Below are 18,022 nucleotides of genomic sequence, written 5' to 3' on the forward strand. Positions count from 1 at the left end.
GGTTGAAGCATGGCCGGTTTTTTCAAGAAGATATTTTCGTTCGGCAAGAAGGAAGTCGTCGAGGAGCGCATCGACGAAACCGCGCCGCTACCGCCGATCAAATGGGATGCGCTTGAAGCGCTGAAGCCGGCGGCCGAGCAAGTCGTTCCGGAGTTTTTGAAGCGCGAGGAGGCGCCGGTCGAGGCGGAAGCCGTGCCGCCACCGGCGACCGAGTCGGAGGTGCCACTGGCGCCGGTCGAGGCATTGGCACCGATCGTCCCGGTCGAACCCGAAATCCAGCCTGAGCCTGCCCCGCCAGAGCCCGCTCCTATCGAGGAGCCACAACCGCCGGAGCCGGTCGTCCCCTCCGAGCCGGAACCGTTGCCGGAGCCCGCGCCGGTAGAAGAGCCGCAGCCTGAGCCGGAGCCACCCGAGCCGCCGGCGCCCGAGGAAATTCCCGCGCCGCCTGCCGCCCCGGAGCCTGAGCCGCAGCCGCAAGAGGTCCCGCCTCCTGCACCGGTCGAGCCGGAGATCGTTCCGCCACCTCCAGAGAAGCAGCCCGAACCTGCCACGGTGGAAATTCCGACGCCTGCCGAGGTTCCGGCAGAACCGGTCGCCCCGATCGAAGTGCCGGCCGCGCCGTCTGCGCCACCCGCGGAAATTCCCGCGCCCATTCGTCAGCCATCGCCGGTTGAATCACAGCCTGTCATTGCCGAGATAGCGCCAGAGCTGCAACCCGTCGCACCACCAGTCCCGCAACCTTCGCCAGAGCCCAAACCCGCTCCCGGCAAAGTCACTGTCACCAAGAAGGTCGAGCAGAAGCCTGAACCGGTCAAAGCGCCGGAGCCGGCGCCGCGGCGTTCCTGGTTCCAGCGTATGCGCGACGGGCTGGCCCGCTCCTCGAAAGAACTCACCGGCAACATCGCCGGCGTCTTCACCAAGCGCAAGCTGGATGAGGACACGCTGCAGGACCTTGAAGATGTGCTGATCCGCGCCGATCTCGGCCTGGAGACCGCGCTCCGCGTCACCGATGCGCTGGCCTCCAGCCGTTACGGCAAGGATGTTTCCGACGCCGAAGTGCGCGCCGTGATGGCCGCCGAGGTGGAAAAGGTGCTGACCCATGTCGCCATGCCGCTGGAACTCGATCTCTCACACAAGCCGCATGTCATCCTGGTCGTCGGGGTCAACGGCACCGGCAAGACCACGACCATTGGCAAGCTCGCAGCCAAGCTGACTGATGGCGGCCTGTCGGTGATGCTGGCCGCCGGCGACACGTTTCGTGCTGCAGCCATCGAGCAGCTGAAGATCTGGGGCGAGCGGACGAAATCGCCGGTCATCGCCTCCAAGATCGGCGCCGATGCCGCCGGCCTCGCCTACGACGCTTTCGAGCGGGCCAAAGAGGCCGGCACCGATGTGCTGATCATCGACACCGCCGGCCGCCTGCAGAACAAGACCGAACTGATGGCGGAGCTGGAGAAGATCGTGCGCGTGCTGGGCAAGCTCGATCCGGAAGCGCCACACACCGTGCTGCAGACGGTCGACGCCACCACCGGCCAGAATGCGCTCAACCAGGTCGAGATCTTCCGCAATGTCGCCGGCGTCAACGGCCTGGTGATGACCAAGCTGGACGGCACGGCGCGCGGCGGTATTCTGGTGGCGATCGCGGCAAAGCACAAACTGCCGGTCTATTTCATCGGCGTCGGCGAACAGGTCGACGACCTCGAACCATTTTCAGCCAGCGAATTCGCCAGGGCGATCGCGGGAGTGGCTTAAACCAATGAACCCACCCATTCTCGAACGCGACCCGTCCGATCCGCAGAAGAAGAAAGAAGGCGTCAATCCGCTGCTCAAGCTGGTGCTCGAGCTTGGGCCGCTGATGGTTTTCTTCTTCGCCAATGCGCGCGGCGCATGGCTGGTGCAGAAATTCCCGGTCCTGGCCGAATTCGGCGGGCCGATCTTCGTCGCCACCGGCCTGTTCATGGCAGCGACAGCGATCGCGCTGGTCGCTTCCTGGCTGCTGCTGCGCACCTTGCCGATCATGCCGATGGTCTCGGGCGTCGTCGTCTTCATCTTCGGCGCTTTGACGCTCTATCTGCAGGACGACGTGTTCATCAAGATGAAGCCGACCATCGTCAACACGCTGTTCGGCGGGGTGCTGCTTGGCGGCCTGTATTTCGGCCGCTCGCTGCTCGGCTATGTCTTCGATTCGGCCTTTCGCCTCGACGCCGAAGGCTGGCGCAAGCTGACCTTCCGCTGGGGCCTGTTCTTCCTGTTCCTGGCTCTTGCCAATGAAGTCGTGTGGCGGAATTTTTCGACCGACTTCTGGGTTACCTTCAAGGTCTGGGGCATCATGCCGATCACGCTTTTGTTCACCTTCAGCCAGATGCCGCTGATCCTGCGCCATTCGCTGGATGACAAGACCGAGAATGCGGAGAAAGCTGGCAAATAGAGCAGTTCCAGGAAAAGTGTGAAACGGTTTTCCCGGGAAAAGCGCGGAGCGCTTCCCTTGGGAATTGCGTCAGAATAAACGGAGACGGCCATGGAATTCGTCACCACAAGCGACGAGCTGAGGACGATCTACAAGACGCCACGGCCGACCGACGCCTCGATGCGCAAGGAACTCAGGGCTCTCGACGGCCACTGCCGCTCCTTCATCGGCAAGAGCCCTTTCGTGCTGATCGGTTCGGCCGACAACGCCGGCAATGCCGACGTGACGCCGAAAGGCGACAAACCCGGCTTCGCCCTTGTCCTCGACGACAAGACCATCGCCATCCCCGACCGGCCTGGCAACAACCGGCTGGACACGCTGGAAAACATCCTGGTCAACCCTTCGGTCGGGCTGCTGTTCCTCATCCCCGGCATGAACGAGACGCTGCGCATTAATGGCGACGCCCGCATCACCATCGATGCGGGTTTGCGCGAGCGTCTCGCCGTCGACGGCAAGCAACCGCAAAGCGTCGTCGTGGTGAGCGTCAAGGCCGCCTACATGCATTGCGCCAAGGCCTTCATGCGCTCCGAATTGTGGAAACCGGACAGCTGGTACGACCGCGCGACATTGCCGACGCTCGGCCAGATCCTGTCCGACCAGATGGCGCATGCCGAAACGGTCAGCGACTTCGACCGCTCGCTGGACGAGGCTTACAGCAAGACCCTGTGGTAGATTTCGGGAACGATTCGCTCATTCCGGTTCCCTTTGCCCGGTTTTCCCTTTGATTAAGATCCTCGCCATCTCCGGCAGCCTGCGCGCTGCCTCGACCAATTCGGCCTTGCTCGCCTCTGTCGCGCGCAACGCGCCGCCCGGATGCCGCGTCACGATCTATGACGGGCTTGGCCTCCTGCCGATCTTCAATCCCGACGACGAAGGCGAGCGCACGCCAGCCGAAGCCACGCGGCTGATCGAGGCCGTCACCAGCGCCGACGGCGTCATCGTCTCCTGCCCTGAATATGCGCATGGCGTGCCCGGCGGCATGAAGAACGCACTCGACTGGCTGGTCTCGCGCGACGCCGCCGTCGGCAAGCCCGCCATGCTGGTCCACGCCTCTGCGCGATCGCTCTATGCTCGCGCCGCGTTGGCCGAAATCATGCGGACGATGTCGTTTGCGATGTATGAGGACGCACTGCTGGAGATTGCGCTGCTTGGCAAGAAACCACCGGAGATAGAGAATATTCTGGCGGAGCCAACGAATGTGCTGGCAATGCGCAGCGCGGTTTCAGCCTTCGCCGACTTTATCCGCGGTCGGTGAGGGAGCCCTACCCCTTCCGCAACGTCTCGACATCGGTCTTGCCGACATACCAGTCGCGCGCGTTGACCTCTTCAAACACCACCCAGACGTCGTCATTGCCGAGCCCGGTGGCGTCCATGATGGCTGCTGTGACCTTTTTGGCGATGTCAGCCTTCTTGCCCGCCGGATCAGCGGCGATCACTTCCTTGACGATGCGGATGTTGACGAATGGCATGACGTCCTCCCCTTCATTTTCCAATGACAGCGCGGAGAGACTGTTTCGAAATTCGCTATGGTGAGTCATATGATGGTGGTTTCGAGAACCGGAGCGCAGCGGACATGTGGTCCGTGAGCCCCGGAAGCGCAGAAAACGCCATCAGATGGCCACCAGAGTAGAATTTCCAAACAGTCTCACTCAATAGGTCTTGGCCCCGTTCACCATCAGCCGCACCATGTAGAGCGACGTCGTGCCGGCGATGTAGAGGCAGTTCAGCTTGTTGCCGCCGAACACGCAATTGGCGGTCACTTCCGGCACCTTGACCTTGCCGATCAGCGTGCCGTCGGGATCGTAGCAATGGATGCCGTCGGCGGCACTTGTCCAGATGCGGCCGGCCTCGTCGAGCCGGAAGCCGTCGAACAGCCCGGCCGTGCAGTCGGCGAAGACCTTGCCGCCCGAGACCTTCTTGCCATGCTTGCCGACGGTGAAGACCCGCATATGCGCCGGGTTCTGTGCGCCATGCGTGCGGCCGGTATCGACGACATAGAGCTGGCTTTCATCGAGCGAGAAGGCGAGGCCGTTCGGCCGGACCATGTCGGTGATGACGGCCTCGACCTCGCCTGTATCAGGATCGACCCGGTAGACATAGCAGGCGCCGATCTCGCTCTCGGCCTTGTCGCCCTCATAGTCGGTGTCGATGCCGTAGCTCGGATCGGTGAACCAGATCGAGCCGTCCGAGCGCACGACAACGTCATTGGGCGAGTTCAGCCGCTTGCCTTTCCATTTGGCTGCTATGGTGGTGACGGAGCCGTCATGCTCAATGCGGCTGACGCGGCGGCCGGAATGTTCGCACGTCACCAGCCGTCCCTGCCGGTCGACGGTGTTGCCGTTGGAATTGCCGGAGGGCTGGCGGAACACGCTGACATTGCCGTCGGTCTCGTCATAGCGCAGCATGCGGTTGTTGGGGATGTCGGACCAGACGACATAGCGGCCGGCGGCGAACCAGGCCGGCCCTTCCGCCCACTGACACCCGGTGAACAGCTTTTCCACCTGCGCGTTGCCGTTGAACAGGCGCGCGAAACGCGGATCGAGAATTTCGTAATAATCTGCGGTCGCCATGCATTTCCTCCCGGCATCACGTGACGCGCGGATCAAGCCAGCCTGCGAGCGAGATGGCAAGATGGCGCAGGCGCAATTTGTAAGACAAAAGGCATACGGCCAGCATTGGCTCGCCAGCCTGTCAGACCGGGCATGGTGCTGTTAGCGCTGCATTAACCCGCTATGCGCCCTGTGCAATGGTGCATTGCAACATCTTCTTTTTGCAACGCACCATTCCTATGTCATGCTGCGTACAGTCAAGGGAGGAACAAATTCGCCGCAACATGCGGCACGAAAGGACCCTTGCTATGGCTTTTGACAACCTCTTCTCCCGCGCGCGCACCTCGATGGCCAAGCGCCGCCACTACAACCGCCTCGTCGCCGAAATCGAAAACCTGACGAGCCGCGATCTGGCCGATCTGCGCGCCGACCGCTCGGAAATGCTCTACCAGGTCCACAAGCAGATCTACGGCTGAGCTTGCTTCCCTCTTCTCCCCTCGGGGGAGAAGGTGGCTGCATAGCGGCCGGATGAGGGGGCATGGCGCCGTCGCCTAATCCGGCGCCGCCAGTGCTTTCTCGATTTCCGGCAGCAGCAGATCTCTCGCTGACTCCCCCGTCAGCGGCCCGACATGCTTGTAGGCAATCTTGCCGTCCTTGCCGATGACGAAGGTTTCCGGCACGCCGTAGACGCCCCAGTCGATCGCGGCGCGGCCGGCTTCGTCGACGCCGATCGCCTGGAACGGATTGCCGAGATCGCCGAGGAACCGGCGAGCGTTTTCCGGCTGGTCCTTGTAGTTCAGCGCCGCAAGCGTGAAGCGCTTGTCCTGCGACAGCGCCAGCAGCACCGGATGTTCTTCCCGACACGGCGCGCACCACGACGCAAAGACGTTGACCAGCGTCACCTTGCCGGCGAACGCCTTCGAATCCAGCCCGGGCAGGTTTGACCCTTCCAGCGCCGGCAGATTGGTCTGCGGCGCCGGCAGGCCGATCAGCGCCGACGGCACTTCCGCCTCGTCACGTCCCGACAAAAGCTGCAAAAGGAACAGCCCGGCAAGGCCGAGGAAAACCAGCAGCGGCAACAGCACGATCAGGCGGCGGCGCGGTGGCGCTGGCGTTTCGCTTTCCGTACTCATGGTTTGCTGGCCTTATCGGAACGACGCCGCACGCCGGCGGCTTCGAGTTCCGCCAGTTCGCGCTTGCGGGCGCGCTCGTCGAGCAGGATCCAGCCAATCAGCCCGGCCAGCACGATCGCAGTGATGCCATAGGCGGCGGTGACATAAAGGGCGTGTGCACTCATGCAGCCCGCTTCCCTTCCGCTGTCTCTTCGCCGTGCTCGATCATGGCCTTCCCATAGCTTTGCAGCTTCGGCTTCGCAATTGGCCGCGGCGCCGCAGCCGCCACATCAATCCGTCCCGTGCCGCAGCGCCAGCGCCGCCGCCACTGGGCCGAGCACGGCAAGAAACAGCGTCAGCGCGGCAAGAATGAGGAAGGGCTGCAGGAACGGATCGGGATCGGCCACCGCGCCGTAGCTCGCCGACACGCCGAAGATCAGCACCGGGATAGTCAGCGGCAGCACCAGCACCGAAATCAACAGCCCGCCGCGCGGCAGTGCCACCGCCACCGCGGCGCCCACCGCGCCGATGAAAGTGATGGCCGGGGTGCCGACCAGCAGCGTCAACGCGGTGGCGCCGATGCTGAGCGGCTCCATGTTCATGAACAGGCCGAGCAGAGGGGCAGCTACCACCAGCGGCAAGACGCTGCCAGCCCAATGCGCCAGGCACTTCACCAGCACCGTCAGAGCCAGCATGTGGCGGTCATTGCCCAACACCAACAGATCAAGCGAGCCGTCCTCGCCGTCGGCCTGGAACAGCCGGTCGAGGCCGAGCAGGCAGGCGAGCAGAGCGCCAATCCAAAGGATCGCCGGTCCGATACGGGCGAGCAGCTTCAGGTCCGGCCCGACGCCGAAGGGGATGGTGGCGATGACGGCAAGGAAGAAGATGACGCCGGTCAGCGCCCCGCCGCCGGCGCGGATGGAGAGGCGGATGTCGCGGAGGAAGAGGGACCACATTACGATGTGGTCCCCTGTTGAGGAAGGCGTTCCTTCGCGCCCCCCTCTGTCCTGCCGGACATCTCCCCCACAAGGGGGGAGATTGGCAGCTTCGTTGAACGCGCCTGTTCTTTAACGTTGGTGATTGGCGAAAGCCGACATGACGGCTGATCTCCCTCCCTGCGGGGGAGATGCCCGGCAGGGCAGAGGGGGGTGCGAAGGAACGCCGTCATCACCGGACTTCCCCCATCACCAGCCCCTTCGCCTCCTCGATCCCCAGTGGCAGATGCGTCGCCGCAACGATAATCCCGCCCTCCGCGCAGTGCCTTGCCATCAACCCCGCGAACTTCCCCTCCGAAGCCTTGTCCAGCCCCGCCGTCGGTTCATCCAGCAGCCAGAGCGGCTTATCGCTGACCAGCAGCTTTGCAATCGCCGCGCGTCGCCTCTGCCCGGTCGACAAATACCCGAAAGGCAGATGGCCGATGCCGCTTAAGCCAACCGTTTCCAGCGCCTCTTCAACACCCAACGGGCCGTCGCCGTTGAAATCGCGCCAGAAGCGCAAATTCTCCGTCACGCTCAGCGCCGTCTTCATTGCGTTGAGGTGGCCGAGATAATGGCAGGCCGAGGCGATCGTCGGAAACGTCTCGCCGCCGCCTTCGATTCGCACATCGCCTTCGGCTTTCGGCAGCAGCCCGGCGATGACCCTGAGCAGCGTCGATTTGCCTGATCCGTTCGGTCCGGTGACGACCAGCGCCTGGCCCTTCTCGATCGCAAAGCCGATGCCGGAAAAGACCGTCTCGCCGCCGCGTTCGCCGCCCAGATTTTCGGCAATCAGCCGCATGCCTGCCCGTCCCGAAAACTTTACCGCACGATAGCTGCCGCATCGCACAAAATTGCCTGTCGCCTGTCTAGAACTATTCCAGAAAATTCTCTATATCCGGGTCATCGGTGCCAGCGGTCGGCACGGGAACAGAATTTGCGCCGAACCAGCGCACGCGCCGCCTTGAACGGCTCGGGTTGCTTGGGAGCGGACAGCGGAAATGGCCGTACCCGCACCTTTGCGCGTGATTGCATGCCCATCGGCGTCCGTTCCCTTTCAGGCTGAACAGACAAGGACGGACCGCACGTGTCAAAATCCCTCGACAGTTTCAAATGCCGCCGCACCCTCACCGTGGGTGGCACCGACTATGTCTATTACAATCTGGTCGAGGCCGAGAAGAACGGCCTCACTGGCATTGCCCAGTTGCCCTATTCGATGAAGGTGCTGCTGGAGAACCTTTTGCGCAACGAAGACGGCCGCTCCGTCACCAAGGAATCGATCCAGGCGGTTGCCGGCTGGCTGACAGACAAGGGCACCGCCGGCGTCGAGATCGCCTATCGCCCGGCCCGCGTCCTGATGCAGGATTTCACCGGCGTTCCGGCGGTGGTCGATCTGGCGGCGATGCGTGACGGCCTCAAGGCGCTCGGCGGCGACCCGCAGAAGATCAATCCGCTGGTGCCGGTCGACCTCGTCATCGACCATTCCGTCATCGTCGACGAATTCGGCACGCCGATGGCCTTTGCACGCAATGTCGAGCTCGAATATGAGCGCAACGAAGAGCGCTACAAGTTCCTGAAATGGGGCCAGCAGGCATTCCGCAACTTCCGCGTCGTGCCGCCCGGCACCGGCATCTGCCACCAGGTCAACCTCGAATATCTCGGACAGGTCGTCTGGACCAACAGCGAGGACGGCGAAACCACCGCCTATCCCGACACCTGCGTCGGCACCGATTCGCACACCACCATGATCAACGGCCTTGGCGTGCTGGGCTGGGGCGTCGGCGGCATCGAGGCCGAGGCGGCCATGCTCGGCCAGCCGGTCTCCATGCTGTTGCCGGAAGTCATCGGCTTCCGCCTCACCGGCAAGTTGAAAGAGGGCGTCACCGCCACCGACCTCGTGCTCACCGTCACCCAGATGCTGCGCAAGAAGGGCGTCGTCGGCAAGTTCGTCGAGTTCTTCGGCCCCGGCCTCTCCAACATGACGCTGGCCGACCGCGCCACGATCGGCAACATGGCACCCGAATATGGCGCCACCTGCGGCTTCTTCCCGGTCGACGGCGAGACCATCCGCTACCTCACAATGTCCGGCCGCGAGGAAAGCCGCATCGCTCTGGTCGAGGCCTATGCCAAGGCACAAGGCATGTGGCGCGACACCGGCTCCGCCGATCCGGTCTTCACCGACCTGCTTGAGCTCGAACTCGACAGCGTCGTGCCGTCGATGGCCGGCCCCAAGCGCCCTGAGGGCCGCGTTGCGCTCGAAGGCATTCCGGCCGGCTTCGCCAAGGCGATGGAGACCGAGTACAAGAAAGCAGCCGAAATCCACAAGCGCTATGCCGTCGAAGGCACCGACCATGATCTCGGCCATGGCGACGTCGTCATCGCCGCCATCACCTCCTGCACCAACACCTCCAACCCGAGCGTGCTGATCGGCGCCGGCCTTTTGGCGCGTAACGCCAACCGGCTCGGCCTCAAGCAAAAGCCCTGGGTGAAGACCTCGCTTGCCCCCGGCAGCCAGGTGGTCGCCGAATATCTCGAAAAATCCGGCCTGCAAAAGGAGCTCGACCAGATCGGCTTCAACCTGGTCGGCTTCGGCTGCACCACCTGCATCGGCAATTCCGGCCCGCTGCCGGCACCGATCTCCAAGACTATCAACGACAAAGGTTTGATCGCTGCCGCGGTGCTTTCTGGCAACCGCAATTTTGAAGGCCGTGTCTCGCCCGACGTGCAAGCGAACTACCTGGCCTCGCCGCCGCTGGTCGTTGCGCATGCGCTGGCCGGCACGGTCACCAAGGACCTCACCACCGAACCGCTCGGCGAAGGCAGCGACGGCAAGCCGGTCTACCTCAAGGATATCTGGCCAAGCTCGGCCGAGATCCAGGAGTTCATCGAGAAGAACGTCACCCGCGAGCTGTTCGCCCGCAAATACGCCGACGTCTTCAAGGGCGATGAGTACTGGCAGAACGTCAAGGCGCCGGAAGGCCAGACCTATGCCTGGGACGACAACTCGACCTATGTGCAGAACCCGCCCTATTTCGCCGGCATGACCGCCGGTTTCGGCAAGATCGGCGACATCAAGGGCGCGCGCGTGCTCGGCCTGTTCGGCGACAAGATCACCACCGACCACATCTCGCCGGCGGGTTCGATCAAGGCCGCTTCACCAGCCGGCAAATACCTAACCGACCATGGCGTCGGCGTTGCCGACTTCAATCAGTACGGGACGCGGCGCGGCAATCACGAGGTGATGATGCGCGGCACCTTCGCCAACATCCGCATCCGCAACCATATGCTGGGCGAGAACGGCCGCGAGGGCGGCTACACCATCCACTACCCGTCGAAGGAAGAGGAATCGATCTACGACGCGGCGATGGAGTACAAGAAGGAAGGCGTGCCGCTGGTGATCTTCGCCGGTGTCGAATACGGCAACGGCTCGTCGCGCGACTGGGCGGCCAAGGGCACCAATCTGCTCGGTGTCCGCGCCGTCATCGCCCAATCCTTCGAGCGCATCCATCGCTCGAACCTGGTCGGCATGGGCGTCATCCCCTTCGTCTTCGAGGAAGGCACGTCGTGGGCCTCGCTCAACCTCAAGGGTGACGAGATGGTCGAGATCGACGGACTGAGCGCCATCAAGCCGCGCCAGACGATGATCGCCAAGGTCACCTATGGCGACGGCACGGTGAAGAACGTGCCGATCATCTGCCGTATCGATACGCTGGACGAACTCGACTACTTCAAGAACGGCGGCATCCTGCAATACGTGCTGCGCGATCTGGCTGCGTAGGGAATAGGGCGTAGGCAGTAGGGCCTCCCTACTGCCTACTTCTCGGTGTTGCCAAAGCATTGACTGGCCAGCACCAAAGTTCCGCCGTGTCTGCCCGCAGTAAAAATCGGCGTGGCTCAGCAAAGTTTCCCAAAAGCTCTTGATGCCGTTCTGCGGATCGAACCGGGCGCTGAAGTGCTCCGCCCAATTGCGGCCGCGCACGCGGTTGCAGCGGCAAAAATTTCACCGCAACGTGACTTCCCGTTGACTGTCGCTTCTGCCACAAATCTGGGCAACCAGAACAAGGCCGGCGTCACCGGCGGGAATCGGAACGACCATGGCACCTCGACAACCTCTGCGGCTTGCGGCTTTTGCGCTGGCCTTCTCGGCGCTTGCCGGGACCGGGTTTGCCGAGGAGTCCGGCACCACTCAGGCCGACAAGCCGCAGAGCGACAAGCCCCTGGGCGTGGTCGAGCTGTTCACCAGCCAGGGCTGTAATTCCTGTCCGCCGGCCGATGCTCTCTTTGCCGAGCTCGCGGCCAAGGACAACGTCGTCGCGCTCGCTTACCACGTCAATTACTGGGACTATCTCGGCTGGCAGGACACGCTGAGCAGCAAGGACAACACTGACCGGCAATATGACTATATGCGCGCCTTCGGCACCCGCTCCGTCTACACGCCGCAAGCCGTCATCAATGGCCGCAGCCATGTCAACGGCGCCAGCCGCAAGGAAGTCGACGGCGCGCTTGCTCGCATGGAGAAATCCGGCGAAGGCATGCGGGTCAGCGTCAAGGTCAGCCGCACCAGCGACCGCGTCATGATCGATGCCGGCGACGCCGGCAGCGGCCCGACCGACGCCCATGTCGTCATCGTCTATTTCGAGCCGCCGCAGACAGTCACCATCGCCAAGGGCGAGAACACCGGCCGCAGCATGACCTACTGGAACGCCGTCTCCGGCATCCAGACCGCCGGCATGTGGCACGGCAAGGCGCAGCGCTACGAATTGCCGATGACCGAGATCGCCAAGAAGGGCGGTTGCGCCGTGCTGCTGCAATCCGTCGGCAAGGACGGCCTGCCCGGCCCGATTTTGGGCGCCGCGTTCATTCACAAGCCGTAAGGCAATTTGCGCCCTGAGAGATGACGGTGCCTCCCAGGCTGCAAATGCCGGCGGGACAGCACCCCCCTCTGTCCTGCCGGACATCTCCCCCTCAAGGGGGGAGATTGGCAGCTTCGACCTCACACCACCTGTCTTGCAGCGTTGGAGATTAACGAAGGTATTCGTGATATCCGATCTCCCCCCTTGAGGGGGAGATGCCCGGCAGGGCAGAGGGGGGCGCGAAGGATCGCAGCTTGGATGATTGGCCGGACTTTCACCGGCCACCGGCCAAAAAACAAAAAAAACCGACGTCAGCTTGCTTCTGACGTCGGTCATTTAGGTTTTGGGATCGTCGCACCCGGTCTCTCCCTAAGGAAAGTCCGAGGTTGGTTCGATCCGACGCAGACCCGTGGGCGGGGGGCTTGGGGTTTACGAGCCGGTGCCGGACCGAACCGTCTCAGGCAACGCCGGTAAATTCGTCGGACATTGGGGCATGAGCGCGGATAAAATAAGGCAGGAATGTGGCGAAGCATCACCAATTCAAACACCGCGTTTTATAAAAGTGACTGGACGTTGCGAAAACAGCGCAGCCCCGGGATGGTTAGCCGGGTCTTGCAATTCCACCGCGAACACGCCAACTTCTGCAAGCGAGATTCATTTTTAAAGGGATCGCGGCATGACCGATCGCAGTGGTGGGACGGAGGATGGGGACGCATCCGCAATATTGATCCCGCTGCACGAGGCGCGACGCGAACGCCTCGACCAGCCCGTTCGCTTCGACCGGCGTGAACTCGATGAGATCCTGAGACTCTACGGACGCATGGTAGCCGCCAATGAATGGCGCGACTACGCCATCGATCATCTCGCTGATCGGGCTGTGTTTTCGGTCTTCCGCCGGGCCAGCGAAGTGCCGCTGTTCCAGATCGTCAAAGACCCGAAACTGGCGCGCCGGCAAGGTGCTTTCGCCGTCATCGCCGCCGGCGGCCGCATCCTCAAGCGCGGCCAGGAACTTGGCCGCGTGCTCGGCGTCTTCGACGGCAAGCTAAAGTTGGTTCAGGCTAACTAGTTATTTTGCTTGCGAAATTTCCGCTCCGGCAGCGAATCAGCGTCGGGCGGAACCGACGCGCCGCCATTCAGCGACAGCTGCATGAACACCGTGTCCAGCCAGCGGCCATGCTTGTAGCCTGAGCCTTCCAGGCGGCCGGAATGGCGAAAGCCGAGCTTTTCATGCAGCCGCACCGAGGCGCTGTCGGCATGGCCGTCGCCGATCACAGCTATGATCTGGCGAAAGCCCGCGACCCGGCAGGCCTCGATCAACGCTTGCATCAACATCAGCCCGACACCCTGGCCCTTGGCATCAGGCGCGACATAGACCGAATCCTCGACGATGAAGCGATAGGCCGGGCGCGGTCGAAACGCGCCGGCATAGGCATAGCCAAGAAGCGCGCCATCCTTTTCCGCCACCAGATAGGGAAAGCCGCCTCCCGTCAGACTGTCGAAGCGCGCGCCCATCTCGGCACGGCCAGGCGGCTCCAGCTCGTAGCTCGCAGTGCCATGCGTCACCGCATCGGCGTAGATCTCGGTGATTCGGTCGAGGTCGCCCTCCAGGGCCGCGCGTATGGAAATAGTGCTCATAATTTGTGCAAACGATTCATCTGCCTGCCATCACAGCAAAGGCCGGCACAAAAGAAAAGGGCGGCCGTTGGGCCGCCCTTTCGATATCAGCTGGTCCAGTTGCCTGGATGGAGACCGCTTAGCGGCGGTCGCCCATGAACTGCAGCAGGAACATGAACAGGTTGATGAAGTCGAGATAGAGCCTCAACGCGCCCATGATCGCCTTGCGGCCGGCAACGTCGGCCTGGTCGCCTTCGAAGTACATTTCCTTGATGGTTTGCGTGTCATAGGCGGTGAGGCCGGCGAAGATCAGCACGCCAATCGCCGAGATGGCGAAGCCGAGCGCCGACGACTGCAGGAAGATGTTGATCAGCATGGCGATCACCAACCCGACCACGCCCATGACCAGGAACGAGCCGAACGCCGAAAGGTCGCGCTTGGTCGTGTAGCCATAGAGCGACAGCCCGCCGAAGGCGGCCGCCGTGGCGAAGAAGGTCTGGGTGATCGAGGCGCCGGTGTAGACCAGGAAGATGGTCGACAGCGACAGGCCGACCAGCCCCGAATAGACCCAGAAGGTCGTCTGCGCCGCAGCCACGCTCATCGACTGGATCCTGAACGACAGGAAGAACACCGCGGCGAGCGGAGCCAGGATGACCACCCAGCGGAAGGCGCTGGCGTAGATCAGCGTGCCGAAAGCGGTCAGCTGTCCGTCGCCAGTGACGGCGAGCTGGAAAGCGCCCCAGGCGGCGATGCCGGTGATGAGGAGGCCAAGCCCCATCAGATTGTAGACCTTCAGCATGTAGCTGCGCAGGCCCTGGTCGATGTCGGCGCGTGCGCCGGGTACGGCCGAAGTCTGGTAATTGCGAATGGGCTCAGCCATTGGAATCCTCTGTTGCTTCTGCCCCGTACGGTGTCAGGTCCTTCAGGACCTGGGCGCCGCTGGCGGGGCTCCAGCATGCCTGTGGCGAAATATGATGGTTCTTGACGTCAAGAACAAGACCGTAACGGCCTGCAACGCTTGGTGAATCGCCGGAAGCCGGTTTTCCAGGCTTTCGCGACCGCTGCATTACCAAGATTTAATCGGAAACGGCCGGATTCGGCCGGCTTTGCCGCTTGAGACCTAGAGGTCGCGCAGCACCGGCGCCGCCTTGTGGCCGAGCACCCGCCATGTCCCGGCAAGGCCGATGCCGACGGTGATCACCAGCGCAAACACCAAGGTCGCCACCGCCACCTCCGGCATGAAATGCGACGGCAGCGTCATGATGCGGGCAACGATGTACCAGGCGGCGACGCCGCCGGCGGCAAGCGCGAACACCGCGGTGGCGAGCCCAATCAGCATATATTCGAGGGAAAACGCCGTGATCAGCGTCCGCCTCGTTGCGCCCAGCGTCTTCAGCACCACGGCATCGTGGATGCGGGCGCGATTTCCCGCGGCGAGCGCACCGGCCAGCACCAGCACCGAAGCGATCAGCGCCACGCCGGCCACAGCCCGGATCGCCGTGCCGAGCTGGCCAACCAGCCGGTTGACGACATCGAGCGCGTCCTTGACCCGGACCGTCGTCACCGCCGGGAAGGCGCGGGTAACGGCGTTGAGCAGGCGGGCATCATCTGCTGCCGTGGCATCCTTCTCGGTCAGCGTCGCCAGCCAGCCATGCGGGGCGCCGGCGAATGTGTTTGGCGAGAACACCATGACGAAATTGATGCCCATCGTCTCCCATTGCACCTCTCGGAAATTGGCGATTTTTGCCGTCACATTGCGGCCCAGTACATTGACGGTGACGGTGTCGCCGAGTTTTAGCCCGAGCGCTTTGCCCTCATCGTTTGAGAACGAAACCAGCGGCTCGCCGGCATAGCTGTCCGACCACCAGCTGCCTTCGGTCAGCGTCGCGTTCGCCGGCTGTTTGGCATCATAAGTCAGGCCACGATCGCCGCGCAGTACCCAAGCGCCTTCAGGCGGCACGTTGGCCTTGTCGACATCGACGCCGTTCAGCGCCATCACCCGGCCGCGCAGCATCGGCACCTTGACCAACGTTCCCTTCGGCGCCTCCCTGCCGATCAATGTCGAGAAGGCGTCGACATCGCCATTCTGGATGTCGACGAAGAAGAAATTCGGCGCCTGTTCCGGCAGGCTGCCGGAGATCTGCTGCCTGAGATTCCCGTCGATCAGCGCCAGCGTCACCAAAAGCGTCAGCCCGAGCCCGAGCGACAGCACGACGGATGGCGTCAGCGCACCGGGACGGTGGATGTTGCCGATGGCGAGACGGAGCGCGACCGAGCGTACGCGCGGACTTTTGCGCGCCACCCACTGCACCAGCGCGCCGACGAGGCGCAGCACTAAAAAGGCAAAGATCGTCGCGCCGACGAAGATCGAAGCGATGCGCTGGTCGCCGGAAAACAGGATGGCCAGCGCGGCCAAAGCGAGCGCAATACCGACCGCCGTGGCGAGATAGGGCAGGCGGGGAAAACCGCGGCCTTCAAATCCCATTTCGCGAAACAGCGCCGTTGCCGGCACGTCGCGGGCGCGGCCGAGCGGCAGCAGCGCGAAAGCCAGCGTCACCAGCAGCCCAAACAGCGCGGCAAGAGCCAGCGCGCCGGGATAGAAACCGCCTTCCGCCGGCACCGGAATGACCGACTGGAGCGCGGCACTCGCCGCGAACGGCATGGCGGCACCGAGAATGAGACCGAGCACAATGCCGAGGCCGGCGATCATCAGGATCTGCACGAGGTAGACGGTGAAGACAAACCTGCCCGATGCGCCGAGGCTCTTGAAGGTAGCGATGACGCCGCGCTTGCCGTCGAGATAGGCGCGCACCGCATTGGCGACGCCGACGCCGCCGACCACCAGCGCCGTCAGTCCGACCAGCGTCAGGAACTGCGAGAAGCGTTCGATGTTAGAAGACAGCGCCGGTGCGGCGTTGGAGCGTGTGCGGATCGACCAGCCGGCTTCGGGGAAATCATTGGCCGCCTGACCCTGGATGGCCTTGAGATCGGCCTCGCTCGCGCTGGCGGGCAACCGCACCTTGTAGGCGTTCTCGACCAGGCTGCCCGGCTGGATCAGCCCGGAGGCGGCAAGCCCTGCGGTCGAGACCATCAGCCGCGGCGCGAAGCCGAAACCGTCCGACACCGCATCCGGTTCGCTCACCAGCCTGGCGCGCAGCTCGAAGCTCGCGCTGCCGAGCTTCAGCCGGTCACCGATCTTCACATTCAGCCGGTCGAACAACAGGTCGGGCGCCGCGGCGCCGAAGATTCCGGATTTCTCGCCGAACAGATCCTGTCTGCCAAGCTGCGGCTCGGTGTCCAGGACGCCATAGAGCGGGTAGGCGTCGTCGACTGCCTTGGCCTCGACCAGTGCCTGGTCGGAGCCGTCTTCCAGCCGCGCCATCGAGCGCATGTTGGCGCTGTGCGACACAGCCCCCAGGCGATCGAGGAAGGTGCTTTCGGCGGGCGTCGTATCTCGCTGGTTGATCTGGAAACGCAGATCGCCGCCAAGCAGCGTCTGGCCCTGATCGGCGACCCCGGCGGTGATCGCCTGCGCCACCGAATTGACGCCGCCGATCGCAGCCACGCCGAGCGCGATGCAGGCAAGGAAGATCAGGAAGCCTGACAGCCCGCCGCGCATTTCGCGCAACGAGAAACGGAACGCCAGCTTCAGCGTCTGCGACAGCGGCATCAGGCCGGCACCTTGAGCGGCGCAACCGGCGCATCCTCGATGCGGCCGGAGCGCATCGACACTTGGCGCGAGCAGCGCGCCGCAAGGGCGGGATCATGCGTGACCAGCACTAGCGTCATGCCGCGCTCGGCCGCCTTGGCGAACAGAAGGTCGGCGACCTGCCGCCCCGTCGCCTGGTCGAGATTGCCGGTCGGTTCGTCGGCAATGAGAATGCGCGGCGCCGGCGCCAGTGCGCGAGCGATCGCCACGCGCTGCTGTTCGCCGCCGGACAGTTCGCCGGGATAATGAGTGACGCGGTCGCTCAAGCCGACGGCTGCCAGTTCACGCGCGGCCACGCCGAACGGATCTGCATGGCCGGCCAGCTCCAGCGGCACCGCGACATTTTCGAGCGCTGTCATGTTGGGAATGAGATGGAACGACTGGAAGACGATGCCGATGTTTCGGCCCCGAAACGACGCAATCTGGTCTTCACTTTTGCCGTTGAGCGACTCGCCGGCGATCCGCACCGTGCCCGAATCGACCCGTTCCAGCCCGGCCAGCACCATCAGCAAAGTCGACTTGCCGGAGCCCGAAGGACCGACAATGCCGGTCGCCTCGCCGCGCGTCACGTCGAGGCTGACGCCTTTCAGCACATGCACCGATGAAGCGCCTTGGCCGAGGGTCAGGGATATGTCTTTCAGCTCGATGACGGCTTCTGTCACAATTAAAGCGTCCTATATCAGGATGAAGGCTCTGCTTGCCGGAAGCCGTCGCCGGAAGAATTCTTGGTCATATGGGGCCTGC

The 18,022-nt window shown here is 63.4% G+C and carries 18 protein-coding genes; 8 read left to right on the forward strand and 10 right to left on the reverse strand.

Annotated elements, in window-relative coordinates:
- Positions 1-9: 9 nt before the first annotated feature.
- The 4 genes from ftsY to AC1D1B_RS05265 all read left to right on the forward strand — a co-directional run bounded on the left by ftsY (position 10) and on the right by AC1D1B_RS05265 (position 3,722).
- Complete coding sequence (gene ftsY / locus AC1D1B_RS05250) at positions 10-1,752, forward strand: signal recognition particle-docking protein FtsY (protein ID WP_477329967.1); 1,743 nt, start codon at positions 10-12, stop codon at positions 1,750-1,752.
- Between the two features lie 4 nt (positions 1,753-1,756).
- On the forward strand, positions 1,757-2,428 hold the full coding sequence (locus AC1D1B_RS05255; protein ID WP_477329969.1) for a septation protein A: 672 nt from the start codon (positions 1,757-1,759) through the stop codon (positions 2,426-2,428).
- 90 nt (positions 2,429-2,518) lie between these two features.
- The gene (locus tag AC1D1B_RS05260) at positions 2,519-3,139 is read left to right on the forward strand and encodes a pyridoxamine 5'-phosphate oxidase family protein (protein WP_477329971.1); all 621 of its coding nucleotides are present in this window, start codon (positions 2,519-2,521) and stop codon (positions 3,137-3,139) included.
- Between the two features lie 49 nt (positions 3,140-3,188).
- Positions 3,189-3,722, forward strand: a complete 534-nt coding sequence (locus AC1D1B_RS05265) for an NADPH-dependent FMN reductase (protein WP_477329973.1) — start codon at positions 3,189-3,191, stop codon at positions 3,720-3,722.
- A 7-nt stretch (positions 3,723-3,729) separates the two neighbouring features.
- On the opposite strand, the gene AC1D1B_RS05270 is transcribed toward AC1D1B_RS05265, so the two are convergent.
- Both AC1D1B_RS05270 and AC1D1B_RS05275 read right to left on the reverse strand, forming a co-directional pair.
- Positions 3,730-3,936, reverse strand: a complete 207-nt coding sequence (locus AC1D1B_RS05270) for a tautomerase family protein (RefSeq protein ID WP_013892236.1) — start codon at positions 3,934-3,936, stop codon at positions 3,730-3,732.
- A gap of 180 nt (positions 3,937-4,116) precedes the next feature.
- Positions 4,117-5,037, reverse strand: a complete 921-nt coding sequence (locus tag AC1D1B_RS05275) for an SMP-30/gluconolactonase/LRE family protein (RefSeq protein ID WP_477329975.1) — start codon at positions 5,035-5,037, stop codon at positions 4,117-4,119.
- Positions 5,038-5,324: 287 nt separating this feature from the next.
- Here AC1D1B_RS05275 and AC1D1B_RS05280 point away from each other — a divergent pair, with 287 nt between their 5' ends.
- Positions 5,325-5,492, forward strand: coding sequence for a hypothetical protein (locus AC1D1B_RS05280; protein WP_023742107.1), 168 nt, complete (start codon positions 5,325-5,327; stop codon positions 5,490-5,492).
- A 75-nt stretch (positions 5,493-5,567) separates the two neighbouring features.
- Here AC1D1B_RS05280 and AC1D1B_RS05285 read toward each other — a convergent pair whose 3' ends face one another.
- From AC1D1B_RS05285 to ccmA, 4 genes are all read right to left on the reverse strand, one after another.
- The gene (locus AC1D1B_RS05285; protein ID WP_477329977.1) at positions 5,568-6,149 is read right to left on the reverse strand and encodes a DsbE family thiol:disulfide interchange protein; all 582 of its coding nucleotides are present in this window, start codon (positions 6,147-6,149) and stop codon (positions 5,568-5,570) included.
- Positions 6,146-6,313 carry a heme exporter protein CcmD gene (gene ccmD / locus AC1D1B_RS05290; RefSeq protein ID WP_477329979.1) on the reverse strand — a complete coding sequence of 56 codons (168 nt, stop codon included), beginning with the start codon at positions 6,311-6,313 and terminating at the stop codon, positions 6,146-6,148. The genes AC1D1B_RS05285 and ccmD overlap by 4 nt, the downstream gene beginning before the upstream one ends.
- A 105-nt stretch (positions 6,314-6,418) precedes the next feature.
- The gene (ccmB, locus tag AC1D1B_RS05295; RefSeq protein WP_477329981.1) at positions 6,419-7,084 is read right to left on the reverse strand and encodes a heme exporter protein CcmB; all 666 of its coding nucleotides are present in this window, start codon (positions 7,082-7,084) and stop codon (positions 6,419-6,421) included.
- Between the two features lie 211 nt (positions 7,085-7,295).
- Positions 7,296-7,904 (reverse strand): heme ABC exporter ATP-binding protein CcmA, encoded by a 609-nt coding sequence (gene ccmA / locus AC1D1B_RS05300; RefSeq protein ID WP_477329983.1) that lies wholly within the window; start codon positions 7,902-7,904, stop codon positions 7,296-7,298.
- 285 nt (positions 7,905-8,189) lie between these two features.
- Here ccmA and acnA point away from each other — a divergent pair, with 285 nt between their 5' ends.
- The 3 genes from acnA (at position 8,190) to AC1D1B_RS05315 (ending at position 13,021) form a co-directional block, all read left to right on the forward strand.
- Positions 8,190-10,880 (forward strand): aconitate hydratase AcnA, encoded by a 2,691-nt coding sequence (gene acnA / locus AC1D1B_RS05305; protein ID WP_477329984.1) that lies wholly within the window; start codon positions 8,190-8,192, stop codon positions 10,878-10,880.
- A gap of 316 nt (positions 10,881-11,196) precedes the next feature.
- Positions 11,197-11,976, forward strand: a complete 780-nt coding sequence (locus tag AC1D1B_RS05310) for a DUF1223 domain-containing protein (RefSeq protein WP_477329986.1) — start codon at positions 11,197-11,199, stop codon at positions 11,974-11,976.
- Between the two features lie 655 nt (positions 11,977-12,631).
- Positions 12,632-13,021, forward strand: coding sequence for a DUF2794 domain-containing protein (locus AC1D1B_RS05315; protein WP_477329988.1), 390 nt, complete (start codon positions 12,632-12,634; stop codon positions 13,019-13,021).
- Here the strand turns inward: AC1D1B_RS05315 and AC1D1B_RS05320 are convergent.
- From AC1D1B_RS05320 to AC1D1B_RS05335, 4 genes are all read right to left on the reverse strand, one after another.
- Positions 13,018-13,590 (reverse strand): N-acetyltransferase family protein, encoded by a 573-nt coding sequence (locus tag AC1D1B_RS05320; RefSeq protein WP_477329990.1) that lies wholly within the window; start codon positions 13,588-13,590, stop codon positions 13,018-13,020. The genes AC1D1B_RS05315 and AC1D1B_RS05320 overlap by 4 nt on opposite strands.
- A gap of 118 nt (positions 13,591-13,708) precedes the next feature.
- Positions 13,709-14,449 (reverse strand): Bax inhibitor-1/YccA family protein, encoded by a 741-nt coding sequence (locus AC1D1B_RS05325; RefSeq protein ID WP_477329992.1) that lies wholly within the window; start codon positions 14,447-14,449, stop codon positions 13,709-13,711.
- A 240-nt stretch (positions 14,450-14,689) separates the two neighbouring features.
- Complete coding sequence (locus AC1D1B_RS05330; RefSeq protein WP_477329994.1) at positions 14,690-17,239, reverse strand: ABC transporter permease; 2,550 nt, start codon at positions 17,237-17,239, stop codon at positions 14,690-14,692.
- Positions 17,239-17,940, reverse strand: coding sequence for an ABC transporter ATP-binding protein (locus AC1D1B_RS05335; protein ID WP_454588927.1), 702 nt, complete (start codon positions 17,938-17,940; stop codon positions 17,239-17,241). The genes AC1D1B_RS05330 and AC1D1B_RS05335 overlap by 1 nt, the downstream gene beginning before the upstream one ends.
- Positions 17,941-18,022: the final 82 nt, after the last annotated feature.

This window comes from Mesorhizobium sp. P2_C5_2 (assembly GCF_056404535.1).